The organism is Lentzea rhizosphaerae (assembly GCF_042649515.1).
Lineage (GTDB): Bacteria > Actinomycetota > Actinomycetes > Mycobacteriales > Pseudonocardiaceae > Lentzea > Lentzea aerocolonigenes.
In genome coordinates this window covers 1141902-1155139 of the sequence record NZ_JBHRZI010000011.1, presented here as the reverse complement: position 1 = coordinate 1155139, position 13238 = coordinate 1141902, and the positions used below count along the sequence as shown (strand labels likewise).

At 68.9% G+C, this 13238-nt stretch carries 13 protein-coding genes; 7 read left to right on the top strand and 6 right to left on the bottom strand.

All coding sequences use genetic code 11. The features are described 5' to 3' along the window. Nucleotides 1-34 precede the first annotated feature (34 nt). Nucleotides 35-1150, bottom strand: a complete 1116-nt coding sequence (locus ACFOWZ_RS13250) for a hypothetical protein (protein ID WP_382372160.1) — start codon at nt 1148-1150, stop codon at nt 35-37. Nucleotides 1151-1399: 249 nt separating this feature from the next. Between ACFOWZ_RS13250 and ACFOWZ_RS13245 the strand changes: the two genes are divergently transcribed. Together ACFOWZ_RS13245 and ACFOWZ_RS13240 are read left to right on the top strand one after the other, a co-directional pair. Then, entirely contained in the window at nt 1400-1810 is a 411-nt protein-coding gene (locus tag ACFOWZ_RS13245) for a DUF3151 domain-containing protein (protein WP_030465846.1), read from the top strand. Between the two features lie 188 nt (nt 1811-1998). After that, entirely contained in the window at nt 1999-3159 is a 1161-nt protein-coding gene (locus ACFOWZ_RS13240) for an FUSC family protein (RefSeq protein ID WP_382372159.1), read from the top strand. Here the strand turns inward: ACFOWZ_RS13240 and ACFOWZ_RS13235 are convergent. The 3 genes from ACFOWZ_RS13235 to ACFOWZ_RS13225 form a co-directional block, all read right to left on the bottom strand. Then, entirely contained in the window at nt 3068-3319 is a 252-nt protein-coding gene (locus ACFOWZ_RS13235) for a hypothetical protein (RefSeq protein WP_382372158.1), read from the bottom strand. The genes ACFOWZ_RS13240 and ACFOWZ_RS13235 overlap by 92 nt on opposite strands. After that, complete coding sequence (locus ACFOWZ_RS13230) at nt 3319-3948, bottom strand: HNH endonuclease family protein (protein ID WP_030465849.1); 630 nt, start codon at nt 3946-3948, stop codon at nt 3319-3321. Before ACFOWZ_RS13230 ends, ACFOWZ_RS13235 begins: the two co-directional genes overlap by 1 nt. A gap of 102 nt (nt 3949-4050) precedes the next feature. Beyond that, nucleotides 4051-4662 carry a hypothetical protein gene (locus tag ACFOWZ_RS13225; RefSeq protein WP_382372157.1) on the bottom strand — a complete coding sequence of 204 codons (612 nt, stop codon included), beginning with the start codon at nt 4660-4662 and terminating at the stop codon, nt 4051-4053. Nucleotides 4663-4772: 110 nt separating this feature from the next. Here ACFOWZ_RS13225 and ACFOWZ_RS13220 point away from each other — a divergent pair, with 110 nt between their 5' ends. After that, on the top strand, nt 4773-6062 hold the full coding sequence (locus ACFOWZ_RS13220; protein WP_030465851.1) for an adenylosuccinate synthase: 1290 nt from the start codon (nt 4773-4775) through the stop codon (nt 6060-6062). Here the strand turns inward: ACFOWZ_RS13220 and ACFOWZ_RS13215 are convergent. Next, complete coding sequence (locus ACFOWZ_RS13215; protein WP_382372156.1) at nt 6055-8499, bottom strand: M48 family metalloprotease; 2445 nt, start codon at nt 8497-8499, stop codon at nt 6055-6057. The two genes, ACFOWZ_RS13220 and ACFOWZ_RS13215, sit on opposite strands and share 8 nt — an antisense overlap. Nucleotides 8500-8642: 143 nt before the next feature. Between ACFOWZ_RS13215 and ACFOWZ_RS13210 the strand changes: the two genes are divergently transcribed. The 4 genes from ACFOWZ_RS13210 to ACFOWZ_RS13195 are packed head-to-tail and all read left to right on the top strand — an operon-like array spanning nt 8643 to nt 12166. Next, complete coding sequence (locus tag ACFOWZ_RS13210; RefSeq protein ID WP_382372155.1) at nt 8643-9410, top strand: ABC transporter permease; 768 nt, start codon at nt 8643-8645, stop codon at nt 9408-9410. Next, nucleotides 9395-10108: an ABC transporter ATP-binding protein gene (locus ACFOWZ_RS13205; protein WP_382372154.1), complete on the top strand. Its 714-nt coding sequence runs from the start codon at nt 9395-9397 to the stop codon at nt 10106-10108. The genes ACFOWZ_RS13210 and ACFOWZ_RS13205 overlap by 16 nt, the downstream gene beginning before the upstream one ends. Continuing rightward, entirely contained in the window at nt 10092-11045 is a 954-nt protein-coding gene (locus tag ACFOWZ_RS13200) for an ABC transporter substrate-binding protein (protein WP_382372153.1), read from the top strand. Before ACFOWZ_RS13205 ends, ACFOWZ_RS13200 begins: the two co-directional genes overlap by 17 nt. Further along, the gene (locus ACFOWZ_RS13195; RefSeq protein WP_382372152.1) at nt 11042-12166 is read left to right on the top strand and encodes an LLM class flavin-dependent oxidoreductase; all 1125 of its coding nucleotides are present in this window, start codon (nt 11042-11044) and stop codon (nt 12164-12166) included. The genes ACFOWZ_RS13200 and ACFOWZ_RS13195 overlap by 4 nt, the downstream gene beginning before the upstream one ends. On the opposite strand, the gene ACFOWZ_RS13190 is transcribed toward ACFOWZ_RS13195, so the two are convergent. Then, the gene (locus tag ACFOWZ_RS13190) at nt 12156-13238 is read right to left on the bottom strand and encodes a glycerophosphodiester phosphodiesterase (protein ID WP_382372151.1); all 1083 of its coding nucleotides are present in this window, start codon (nt 13236-13238) and stop codon (nt 12156-12158) included. The two genes, ACFOWZ_RS13195 and ACFOWZ_RS13190, sit on opposite strands and share 11 nt — an antisense overlap.

Sequence of the window (13238 nt, the reverse complement as noted above, 5' to 3'; positions counted from 1 at the left end):
AGGGAAACGCGGGGCCCCCGCGTGCATTTCGAGGTCAGCTGAGCTTCAGGCGGGAGGCGAGCAGTTGGGCTTCTGGGCGGTGGACGAGCAGGTCGCCGACGGTCCAGAGGACCGCTAGAAGGACGGCCGTGACGGCCGCCGACGCGAACGCGATGGGCGGGCCCCACAGGTACTCCTGCTGGAACCAGATGCCGACGTACCCGACGGTCGTGACGGCCGCGGAACCCAGCACGGCCGCGGCCGGCGTGGGCATCTTCACCACGTGCGCCGCGTCGATCGCGAGCCCGACGAGGATCAGGAACAGCGGCACGGCGGACTTCGGGAAGTCGATGCCGGCGAGCAGCGGCCAGATCAGGCACCGGTACGCGACGTACCCGGTGGCGACGGCGGTGGCCGCCCACGGCCTGTCGATCGTGCGCCGGGCGATCACCAGCACGATCGCCGCCGCGACGAGGCCCCACACCGGGTAGACCCAGTCCGCGATGGGCAGCGCGAAGTGCACGACCGCCTCGCGCCCGACCGGAAGGCCGAGCTGGTCGGCGGCGAACTGGATCAGGATCGGCTCCGCCTCGGGCCGTCCGTTGTCGTAGGCCTGCAACGCGCGCACGCCGTACTCCTGGTGCTGGTTGGGGAACCAGACGTTCTCCAGGAAGAAGAACCACAGCGCGACGAGCCCGAACGTGCGCATGGTGCCGTCCGGGAAGTACTTCATCCACCCGCGGATCGCGCCGGCGAGCATGACCGCCGTGCCGAGGTAGAGCAGCGCGTGCGACCCGCTCCACGACGTGATGTCGAGGCCGTTGACGCGGTGGTTGATCACGTCGATCGGCAGTGCGACGAGGAAGATCCCGCACCCGGCCTGCATGAGCCGCAACGCGAGCTTGTCGGCGCCGTACCCGGTGAACGTGTGGAACAGCGTGAGCCCGACCACGATCACCGTGCCGACCGTGTTGATCAGATGCGGCGGCGCGAGGTCGTCGCGCAGCCACTTGAAGTGCCACGAGACGTCCCACGACGACCCGATCAGCTTCAACAGCAGGCCTAGGAGCCACAGCCGGTAGAGCTGCTCGGTGAGCGCCGCCGGTGTCTCCCTGCCCGGCTCGCCCCGCTCCCAGTACTGGTCCCGGAACTGCCTTGCCCCCTGAATCATCCGAACATCATGAGCGGACGTCGGGTTTCCAGGAAGGCGAAACCACCCTGGTTTTACCCTGATGTTTCCAATTCGTATGCACAACCGGGTGAACGTCGTTGATCTGTTCGGCCCAGCGCGGGACCATGCCCGCCATGAGCAAGAAGATCGTCGCCGGAGTGCTCGTCACCGCGTTGCTGCTGGCCGTTGTGGCCGCGGTCATGAGGGTGTTCATCTCCTAGCTCGCGCTCGTGCGGCACGATGGGCCGCATGGTTGAGAACCTCCTCGGGCCCGAGCCGACCCGTCTCCCCGACCGTCCCGAGGCGCAGGCCGCCGCGGACGGCGGCACCGACCCCGCCAAGATCGTGCGGGCGTACCCGGACTTCTCCGAGGCCTGGGCCCTGCTGGCCGAACGCGCGCTGCACGCCGGCGACCCGGTCGCCGCCTACGCCTACGCCCGCACCGGCTACCACCGCGGCCTCGACCAGCTGCGCCGCTCCGGCTGGAAGGGCTTCGGCCCCGTGCCGTGGGACCACCGGCCGAACCAGGGCTTCCTGCGCGCGCTGGCCGCACTGGCCCGTGCCGCCCGCGAGATCGGCGAGGACGAGGAGTGGGAGCGCTGCTCGAAGTTCCTCGCCGACTCCGACCCCAAGGCCTCTGCGGCGCTGGGTCTGGCCTGACGCAAGCGGTTGCCGGCCTCTGAGTCCGCGTGGGCGGACTCAGGGGCCGTCGCTTCTGCTCGCCTCGCCGCGAGTGCGCTGGTGTGACGCCGTCGTCCCGGGCATGTGAACGAACACACCGCAGGTTGTGCCTGGTGGCCGCCTGACCAAGACTGGCGGCGTCAGGTGATCCGGGTCGGGGAGAGTTCGTGGGTGCTGTTCGGGATGCGGTCGGGCGTGGGCTGACGCGGTGGCGCGGCGCCGCGTTGCCGATCGTCCAAAGTGCCCTGTCCGCCGGCCTCGCCTGGGTCGTGGCGACCCTCGTCATCGGGCACCAGCACCCGTTCTTCGCGCCGATCGCCGCCGTCGTCTGCCTCGGTGTCTCGCTGGGGCAACGGTTGCGGCGCGTCGGTGAGCTGGTCGTCGGCGTCTCGGTCGGCGTCGGTGTGGGCGACGCGTTGATCAGCTGGATCGGCAGCGGTCCGTGGCAGATCGCGCTCGTCGTCGGGCTCGCGATGTCGGCGGCGGTGCTGCTCGACGGCGGTTCGGTGATCGCCCTCCAGGCAGGCTCCTCCGCCGTCCTGGTCGCCACGCTGCTGCCGCCCAGTGCGGGTGGCGGGTTCGACCGGATGATCGACGCGCTGACCGGCGGTCTGGTGGGGCTGGCGGTGGCGGCGCTGCTGCCCGCCAACCCGGTCACCGTGGCCCAGCGGCAGCTCAGGGTGCTCACGAACACCCTCAGCGGTGCGTTGCGGACCCTCGCCGAGGCGCTGACGGAGAAGGACGCGGTCAAGGCGGCCGGGGTGCTCGCGGAGCTGCGGACCAGCCAGAGCACGATCGACGACTACAAGGCGGCGCTGCAGACCGGCAGCGAGATCACGAAGATCGCGCCGATCCGGTGGCGGTCCAAGGACGATCTCGGCAGGTACCACACCGCGGCCGGGCCGGTGGACTACGCGATCCGCAACACCCGCGTGCTGGCGCGCAGGAGCATGGCGGCGCTCAAGGCCGACGAGGAGATCCCGGACGGCGTGCCGGACGTGCTGAAGGACTACGCGGACGCCGTCGACTGCCTCAAGGGCGAGCTGGAGAAGGGCAAGGAGCCCAAGCACACCAGGGAGGCCGTGCGAAACGCCGCGCGGCAGCTCACCGCGCGGCGTCTCGGTGGGGACGGATTCTCGTCCAAGGTCGTGCTGGCCCAGATCCGCAGCGTGGCCGTGGACCTGTTGCAGGCCACGGGACTGAGCAGGAGCGAGGCGATGGAGGCGTTGCCGCCCCTCAGCCCTCCGGCCGGTTCAGCAGGCCCAGCAGCAGCGAGTGAACCGCCTCGTGATCACGAGGATCAGCCAGGGCGCACGAACCGCCCGTGACGGCGTACCACTCCTCCGCGCCCTCGTAGCGGACCAGCGCACGCAGCTTCCCGTCGTCGGAGAGTTCCGTGCACAGCTCGAGGTCTCCCGTGACTACGCCGACCTCGTCAGTCATCACGCCGCCGGGACCCGCCACGAAGAGCGAGGAGAGTGACGCCATCAGCACCTTCCGAGCATGTCCGTCAACGCGGTCTTCTCCGACGAGTTCACGCTGAGCTTCCAGTAGTACTTGGTGTGTACCCACATCTTGGCGTAGGTGCACCAGTACGACGTCAGCGGCGGCTTCCAGGTGGCAGGGGTCTGGTCGCCCTTCGCCTGGTTCACGTTGTCGGTCACCGCGATCAGCTGCGGGCGCGTGAGGTCGTTGGCGAACGCCTGGCGCTGCGCCGTGGTCCACGACGACGCTCCCGACCTCCAGGCGGCCGCCAGCGGCACGATGTGGTCGATGTCCACGTCCGAGGCCGCGGTCCACGTCGCACCGTCGTACGGCGAGAACCAGCGGCCCGACGTGGCGGCGCACGACGAGTCGGTCACCACGTTGGTGCCGTCGCGCTTCAGCACGACCTCGCGGGTGTTGCAGGTGCCCGACTGCGTGATCCAGTGCGGGAACTTGTCGCGCGAATAACCCGTCATCGAGCCGTCGGCCCGAACGGTCAGGCCGGCGAGTTCGGACTTCGCGGTGTCGGCACTGGGAATGTTCGGCGGTGTCGCGAGTGCAGGGGAAACAAAACCAAGGGTGAGGGCCGCCGCGGCAACCAGAACACCAATGGTTCGGTTAACTTTTGACATCATCCCGACCTTCCTTGTTGGAAGTTTCGGGACCACCCTTAGTCACATTATGAAATTAGGCAATGCCTTTGGGTGACACTCAAGTGAATGACAAGCGCACGGCTAGACGCCTCGAACGAGCCTCAAGTCCTCGGTGTGCCGGTACCAGGTCCACTTGTCGACCGGCCTGGGGTGCTTGTGACCATCGAGAACGGCCGTCGTGGGCAGGCAGCCGAGCTGGAACGCGCGCGGCCGGCTCTCCTTCACCTTGGTTCCGAGAAGGCGCTTGTTGACAATTCGCACAACGAGGCCCAAGCCGCCTTCCGGGTCCGGCGTGCACTCGATCCGCGACGCCTGCCCGCGCAGCACGTTGTCCGCGTCGCTGTAACCAACGCCACGAACGGGCGACAACACGCCGAGACCCATCAACACGCCGCCGACGTCGTCGCGCACGAACGGGACGGGATCCACGTCACCGTTCAGTGCGATGTCCAGTGCCCTCGCGGGATCCGGTGAAAGCCCCCAGAGCGCCGCCACCACCGAGTTCTTGTCGACCGGCACGTAACCCAGCGCTACCGAGCCGAGCTTCTCCTTGCGCAGCAGGCGCAGTGCCACCGCGGCGAGGTCGGCGTCCGTACCGAACACGACCAGTCGCTCCGCGTCCAGGTGGGGGTCGACGTGGTCCTTGCCGGGGCGTGCGGGAACGGCCTGCACGCCATCACGCTCCGTGATCATTGGCAACTGCGTGTTTCCGCAGGCCAACACGATTCCGTGCACGGTCATCTCCTGGTCTACCCTCGCTTACCGGCGTTCGCTCGAACCAGTCCAAGCGCTTGGAGTTTCACATGCCGGCCGTCGTGCTGATCGGTGCCCAGTGGGGCGATGAGGGCAAGGGCAAGGCCACCGACATCCTCGGTGAGCGTGTCCAGTGGATCGTCCGCTACCAGGGTGGCAACAACGCGGGTCACACCGTGGTCCTCCCGGACGGTCAGAAGTTCGCCCTGCACCTCATCCCGTCCGGCATCCTCACCCCCGGCGTGAAGAACGTCATCGGCAACGGTGTCGTCGTCGACCCCGGCGTGCTGCTCGAGGAGCTCGCGGGCCTGGAGGAGAAGGGCGTCGACACCAGCGGCCTGCTGATCTCGTCGGACGCGCACTTGATCATGCCGTACCACGTGGCCATCGACAAGGTGACCGAGCGGTACCTGGGCAAGGCGAAGATCGGCACCACCGGCCGCGGTATCGGCCCGGCCTACCAGGACAAGCTCGCCCGCGTCGGCGTGCGCGTGCAGGACCTGCTGGACGAGAAGATCCTGCGGCAGAAGGTCGAGGCCGCCCTGGACTTCAAGAACCAGGTGCTGGTCAAGGTCTACAACCGCAAGGCGCTCGACCCCGACCAGGTTGTCGACCAGGTGCTGGAGCGCGGTCAGCACTTCGTGCACCGCATCGCGGACACCCGCCTGCTGCTCAACCAGGCGCTGGACCGCGACGAGATCGTCGTGCTGGAGGGCTCGCAGGGCACCCTGCTCGACGTCGACCACGGCACCTACCCGTTCGTGACGTCCTCGAACCCGACGAGCGGTGGCGCGACCGTCGGCTCGGGCGTCGGCCCGACCCGCATCAGCACCGTGATCGGCATCCTCAAGGCCTACACGACCCGCGTCGGCTCCGGCCCGTTCCCGACGGAGCTCAACGACGACCAGGGCGAGTACCTGCGCAAGCAGGGCGGCGAGTTCGGTGTCACCACCGGTCGCAGCAGGCGCACCGGCTGGTTCGACGCCGTGATCGCCCGCTACGCCTCGCGCGTCAACGGCATCACCGACTACTTCCTCACCAAGCTCGACGTGCTGTCGGGCCTGGAGCGGGTGCCGGTCTGCGTCGCGTACGAAGTGGACGGTCGCCGCGTCGACGAGATGCCGATGACGCAGACCGACGTGCACCACGCCGTGCCGGTCTACGAGGAGCTCCCCGGCTGGTTCGAGGACATCTCGCACTGCCGCACGTTCGAGGAGCTCCCGGCCAACGCCAAGGCCTACGTCGAGTACCTGGAGAGCATCATCGGCGCCCGCGTGTCGGCGATCGGCGTCGGCCCCGGCCGCGACCAGACGATCGTCCGCCACGACGTGCTCAGCTGATCGCTCGCTGCTGAGCCTCGACCAGCGCGGTCTGCGTGACCTTGAGCTGTTCGATGCCCTTGAGGAACTCCTTCGTCATCGAGCCGTCGTCCGGGCCTCTGTCCCGGAAGACGACGAGGCACGAGCGGGCGCCGCTTTCCAGCGCCCGCAACGCCTCGGTCCACGCCGCGGCGACCTTCGCGTCCGGTGGTTCCGGGAACTTCTCCCGCACCACCGGGCCGAGCGCCTCGCACCCCGCCGCGATCGCCGCGGGGTCCGCGGCCCGCACACCGGCGAACACCTTGTCGTTGGCCTGGATGACGGTCATCAGCCGGTCCTGACCACCACCGTTCATCCACGTCTTCAACGCGTCGTCGGTGTTCCTCTCGGCCCTGGCCGGCGGCGGCTGCAGCGTCTGCGCACCCGGTGCCGCCGTCGGCCACCACACCGCCACCGCCACGCTCAGCACCGCGATTCCGGCGGCCCAGACCGGCCGTGAGGGCGTGTAACCGGTCTGGCGGCCGCGTCCGCCCACGAGCAGAGCCGCGAGCGTTCCGAGGACCGGCAGAACCTGGTGCGGGCGCGTCGCCAGAACGCTGTCGACCTGCGAGCCGTTCAGGTGCGTCAGCCAGATCGCCGCAGTCCCGGCCAGCCCGATCAGCCACGCCGTGAACAACGCCGCCACGCGGTCGAGACGGGCCACCAGCACCACGACGATCTGCACGGCCACGACTGCCGCGATCTGCCAGGCGGTGGCGATCAGGGGCGAGCCCGCGGAGCCGAGCAGCACGACCGCGGCGACGGCCGGTACAGCGCCGATCACCCCGGCCAGTGCGGCGAACCGGGGGAACTCCCGCCGCAGCACCAGCGGCACGAGCCACAGCAGTGCCAGCGCCACCACGGTCAGCACCCGGTTGAAGTTCAGCAGGAACGGGATCACCACGGCTGTCAGGCCGATCTCGTTCAGCGGCGTCTGCGCGTAGCCGTGCAGGAGGTCCACGACCGGTGCGAGGTTGTCGCGCCAGACGGCTCGCGCCACCCGGATCTCGGGGAACCAGCCCAGCAACGTGTACGTGACCACGGCGATCGACAGTCCGAGGAACCAGCCGTGCCACCGCGTGCGCACGAGCGTCGCGCAGTGTCCTGCCCAGACCGTCACGAGGGTCGCGGTACCGCCCAGCGCGATCGCGGCGATGAGGCCGTGAGGTGTCAACGGGAAGAGGTTCCGCAGGTCCAGCACGTCTCCGAGGACCAGGCCGAGTCCGATGGCGGCACCGGGCCACGCGAACGTGCCGCGCCGCGGGCCGAAAGCCGCGCCCCGCCAGGCGATCAGGCCGATGAGCGCGGCCACCGGCACGGTCCAGACGATCCTCATGACCAGGAACGACTCGTTGCCCTCCCGGTACCAGGTCAGGTCCTGCAGACCGGTGACCGCGTGCCACCACGCGAGCTGCACGGCCAGTGCGCTGCCGAGCGTTTCCCAGAAACCGGGCCGCAACAACGACTCCGGGTTCCGCATGACGGCCTGACGGCTCGCGGGGGCGGGGTGGTGGCCGAGCCATCGGCGCACGTCGCCGGTGGGCGGCAGCAGCCGGTACGGAGCAGGGTCACCGGTCCACCGGACGACCAGCGCGTCGGCGTGCTTCTCCCGCGCCCGCAGCACACCGACGCGAGCGGCGAACACCAGCAGCACCAGCACGGCGAGGTGCCACAGCACGGTGAAGGAGGTCCAGCCGGTGGGGAACAAGGGCAGCTGGAACGGGGCGAAGTTCCGCACGAGCTGGTTCAACCAGGTGAACGCGTAGGGCGTCAGCACCACGACGACGAAAGCGCGCCAGATCGCCAGAGTGGCGTAGGTGATCGTGACGTCGTTGCGGACGTGGGCGAGCTCGTGCAGCACGATCGCGCGGAACGACTCGGGTTCGATGCGGCGCAACGCCAGCATGCCGACGTTGAGTGCGACGTACTTGCGGCCGTGCGTGCCGAACGCGACGCCGCCCGCTCGCATGTTCGTCCGGTCGATCAGGAACGTCGGAGCCCTGGTGAGCCCGGCCTCCGCGACCAGTTCGGCGAGCGGCTCGACCAGTTCTTCCGGAACGGGAGCCAGGTTTCGCCGGTAGCGCAGCCACGCCGGGCGCAGGACGTAGATCAGCGATGCCACCGCGAAGAGCAGCACCAGGCCGCCGACGAGCCACAGTGCGCGGCCGCCGAAGAACGTCGACATGCAGGCCCGATAAGCGTCCCATTTGGACTGATCGGGATCGACCTCGAAGTTCGAGGTGAGGTAGAGGCCTGACTGGACCTGGCAGCGCGAGTCGTCGAGCGAGGTGGCTGCGGGCCACAGGGCCGCGTACATGCCGAAGACCTGCAACGTGGTCGCGACCGCGAGCAGCACCAGCGACGCGAACCTCAGCGTGGTGCCCGTGGGCACACCGGATCTGTCCCCCTCCTGATTCATGTCCAAATGATGATCGTCGTGCTGCCCGCTGTCACTCAGCCGTTAGCAGGAAACCGCCCTTTCCGACTATCTCGATGGCAGACGCTTTTTCACGATTTGGGCGTCGTTGACTCACGCTCTCCGCTCGCCTGTACTTCTGCGCCGTGACCCTTTCACTCGTTCGAAAACCTGCGCAGCAGCTGCGCTGGATCAGCCCGGTGGCGCTGGTCCTGCTGTGGCAACTCGCCAGTTCAACGGGTGTGCTGCCGCCCGAGAAACTCGCTTCTCCGCTGACCGTCGCACAGTCCGCGGGTGAGCTGATCGCCGACGGTCAATTGCTGGACGCATTCACCGTTTCGCTCGGGCGCGTTTTCTTCGGATTTCTCATCGGAGGCGCGTTCGGGGTCGCACTGGGTCTCGTCTCCGGGCTTTCCCGGTGGGGCGAGACTTTGCTGGATCCACCCGTTCAGATGTTGCGCACGCTGCCGCACCTCGGGTTGATCCCGCTGTTCATCCTGTGGTTCGGCATCGGAGAGGAACCCAAGCTCGCGCTGGTCGCGTCCGGTGTGGCGTTCCCGCTCTACCTGAACCTGCACGCCGGCATCCGGCAGACCGACCCCGGACTGGTCGAGGCCGCTCGCGTCCTGGGCTACAGCCGGTTCGAACGGATCGTGCACGTCGTGCTGCCGTCCGCCGTGCCGCAAACCCTGGTGGGACTGCGGATCGCGCTCGGCACCGCGTGGCTGTCGCTGATCGTCGGCGAGCAGATCAACGCCGACGCCGGCCTCGGCTTCCTGATCAACAACGCCCGTGAGTTCCTCCGCACCGACGTCGTGGTCGTCGGCCTCGTGGTCTACGCGCTGCTCGGCCTCACGACGGACGCCCTGGTGCGGGTGCTGGAGAGGAGGATCCTGCGATGGCGAACCCGGTGAAGTCCGCCGTGAGCGTTCGTGGTCTGCGCAAGGCTTTCGGTCCGCGAACGGTGCTGGACGGCATCGACCTGGAGATCGCGTCCGGTGAGTTCGTGGCGCTGCTCGGGCGCAGCGGCTGCGGCAAGTCGACGTTGCTGCGCGTTCTCGCGGGCCTGGACCGCGACGTCGAGGGCGCGGCCGACGTGCCCCGCACGGTGTCGATCGCGTTCCAGCAGCCGCGCCTGCTGCCGTGGCGCAAGGTCTGGCGCAACATCTCGCTCGGCCTGCACCGGCCGGACGGCCGCTCGACCGCCTTGAAGGCGCTGGAAGAGGTGCGGCTGAGCGGCCACGCCGACGCGTGGCCGCTCACGTTGTCCGGTGGTGAGGCGCAACGGGTCTCGCTCGCGCGGGCACTCGTCCGCGAACCCGACCTGTTGTTGCTGGACGAGCCGTTCGGCGCGCTGGACGCGTTGACCAGGCTCGCCATGCACCACCTCGTGGAAGACCTGTGGACTGACCACCGGCCCGCCGTCCTGCTCGTGACGCACGACGTCGACGAGGCGTTGCTGCTGGCCGACCGGGTCCTCGTGCTCGACGAGGGCCGGATCGTCGCGGAGCACCACGTCGACCTGCCCCGCCCGCGCCGCCGGGCTTCCGTTGTGGAGCAACGCACCCGCGTGCTCGCCGACCTGGGAGTGGATGTTGAAACAGCTGCTTAGCCTCCTCGCTGCGATCTTGTTCACGACCGGCTGCTCGGCCGCCGCGCAGGACACGCCGGCCGGAGAGGTCGTGCTGAAGGTCGGCGACCAGAAGGGCGGGGCGAAGGCGCTGCTCACGGCCGCCGGTCTGCTCAACGACTTCCCGTACAAGATCGAGTGGTCGACGTTCACCTCCGGTCCGCCGCTGCTGGAGGCAGCCTCTGCCGGTGCGATCGACGTCGGCGGGGTCGGCAACACACCGCCGATCTTCGCCGCGGCTGCCAACGCCAAGATCGCCGCGGTCGGTGCGTCGAAGGGCGAGGTCGAGGCCGACGCGATCCTGGTGCAGGAGAACTCGCCGCTTCGGAGCGTCAGCGACCTGAAGGGCAAGAACATCGCTGTCGCGAAGGGCAGTTCGGCACACGGCCAGGTGTTGCTCACGTTGCGCGCCAACGGTTTGACGACCAAGGACGTCACGCTGAACTTCCTGCAGCCGTCGGACGCCTACAGCGCGTTCACCCAGGGCAAGGTCGACGCGTGGGCGGTCTGGGACCCCTACACCGCGCAGGCGCAGCAGGAAGCCAAGGCGCGGGTGCTCACCACGGGTGAGGGCAGGTCGAACGGGTACGGGTTCCAGGTCGCGGGCCGCAAGGCGTTGGACGACAAGGGGAAGAACCCGGCGCTCAAGGAGTACCTGGTCCGCTACTACAAGGCGCAGAAGTGGGCCGACACGCACCGCGAGGAGTGGGCGAAGGCGTGGGCGGCGGAGACCGGTCTCAAGTACGAGGTCGCGCTGGCCGCGGTGAACCGCAACGGCGACCTGCCGGTGAAGATCGACGACACGCTGATCAAGTCCGAGCAGGAGCTCGCCGACGCGTTCACCGAGGACAGGACGTTGCCGGGCAAGGTCGACTTCGGGAAGTTCGTCGACACGAGGTTCCAGGGAGATCTGGCATGAGCATCACGCTGCACTGGTTCCTGCCGACTTCCGGTGACGGGCGCACGGTCGTGGAGCACTTCCACGCTCAGCGGGCAGCCAAGAGTTCCCAGGCCCGTCGTGAGCCGGACATCGACTACCTGGCCCAGATCGCGCGCACGGCCGAGCAGGTCGGGTTCACCGGCGTGCTCACGCCGACCGGCACGTGGTGCGAGGACGCGTGGCTGACCACGTCCGCGTTGATCGCTCAGACCAGGACGCTCAAGTTCCTCGTCGCGTTCCGGCCGGGTGTGCTGTCGCCGACGCTGGCCGCGCAGATGGCCGCGACCTACCAGCGGATCTCGCGCGGGCGGTTGCTGCTCAACGTCGTGACCGGCGGTGACTCCGTTGAACAGCAACGGTTCGGCGACTGGCTCGACCACGACCAGCGGTACGCGCGCACCGACGAGTTCCTCCAGGTGGTGCGCGGCATCTGGACCGGCGAGCCGTACTCGTTCTCCGGCGAGCACTACCAGGTGCGCGACGCGACGGTGCTGGCCGCGCCGGACCCGGTGCCGCCGATCTACTTCGGTGGCTCGTCCGACGCCGCGCTGCCGGTGGCGGCCGCGCGGGCGGACGTGTACCTGACCTGGGGCGAGCCGCCGCAGGACGTGGCCGCGAAGATCGCGAGGGTGCGGGCGCTCACGGACCGGCCGATCCGGTTCGGCATCCGGCTGCACACGATCAGCCGCGACACCTCGGCGGAGGCGTGGGCGTCGGCTGCCCGGCTGCTCGACGCGCTGGACCCGGCGGCGGTGGCGAAGGCGCAGGAACAGCTGCGCGCGTCGGAATCCGTTGGGCAGCAACGGATGGTGGCGTTGCACGGCGGCGACCTCAGCCGTGGCGTCCGCGGTCTGGAGATCTACCCGAACCTCTGGGCGGGTGTCGGGCTCGTGCGCGGTGGCGCGGGAACGGCGTTGGTCGGCTCCCACTCGGAGGTCGCCGACCTCATCGAGGAGTACCACTCCGTCGGGATCGAGGAGTTCGTCCTCTCCGGCTACCCGCACCTGGAGGAGGCCTACTGGTTCGGTGAGGGCGTGCGGCCCCTGCTGGCGCAACGCGGGTTGCTGGACAGGGACCGCACGCTGGTGCTCAGCGCTTGACCTCGGCCTCGATGGCCGTGTCGGGGTTGTCCGCGAACAGGCCGTCGATGCCCTGCTTGAAGAACAGGTCGTACTCCTCGAAGGCCCGGCCGTACGCGGCCGGGTCGGTCGAGGACCGGAAGTCCGCGGGCAGGAACGAGTTCTCGTTGCGGAACGTCCACGCGTGCACGACCAGGCGAGCCTTGTGGGCGTCCTGGACCAGCGTGGTCGGTTGCTGCAGGAACCCGGCGGCGTCACGCGGGATGATGCGGTCCTTCGTGGCGCCGATGCCGTCCGCGTAGGTGGCGATCTCCTTCAGCCCGGCCGGGGTGACCATGTCGCTGTAGGTGCGCTTGTCGCCGCCCGCGACGAAGTCGTACGGCGCGCCGGAAGCGTTGATCAGCTGGACGATCGGCACCCGCAGCACCTTGTTGAGCTGCTTGAGGTTCGCCACCTCGAACGACTGCACGTAGACCTTGGCGCCCCTGTGGTTGAGGCCGTTGCGGTTGAGCACGTTCACGAGCTTCGGCTCCAGCGCGAGGCCGATCGACTGGAAGTACGTCGGGTGCTTGGTCTCGGGGTAGATGCCGATCTCGCGGTGCAGTTCGCGGGACAGGCGCCTGGTGAGGTCGACGACCTCCTGCAGGGTCGGCACCTCGAAGCGGCCGTCGTAGAGGGTGTTGCGCGGCCGGATCGCGGGGATGCGTTCCTTGGCGCGCAAGGTCTTCAGCTCGGCGAGCGTGAAGTCCTCGGTGAACCAGCCGGTGATCGGCGTGCCGTCGATGACCTTGGTCTTCTGGCGGTCCTTGAACTGCGTCCTGGTCGAGACGTCGGTGGTGCCGCCGATCTCGTTCTCGTGCCGGGCGACCAGCTGACCGTCCTTCGTGGACACCAGGTCGGGCTCGACGAAGTCGGCGCCCATCCGTGCCGCGAGCTCGTAGGCCGCGAGGGTGTGCTCGGGCCGGTACGCCGACGCGCCGCGGTGCCCGATGACGATCGGGCCCTTGTCGTCGTGTGCCTCGGCGGAGGGCAGGGACGCCACCACCGCACCCGCGAAGACGAGGACCGCGGCGGCTAGACCTCTCCGGAACAT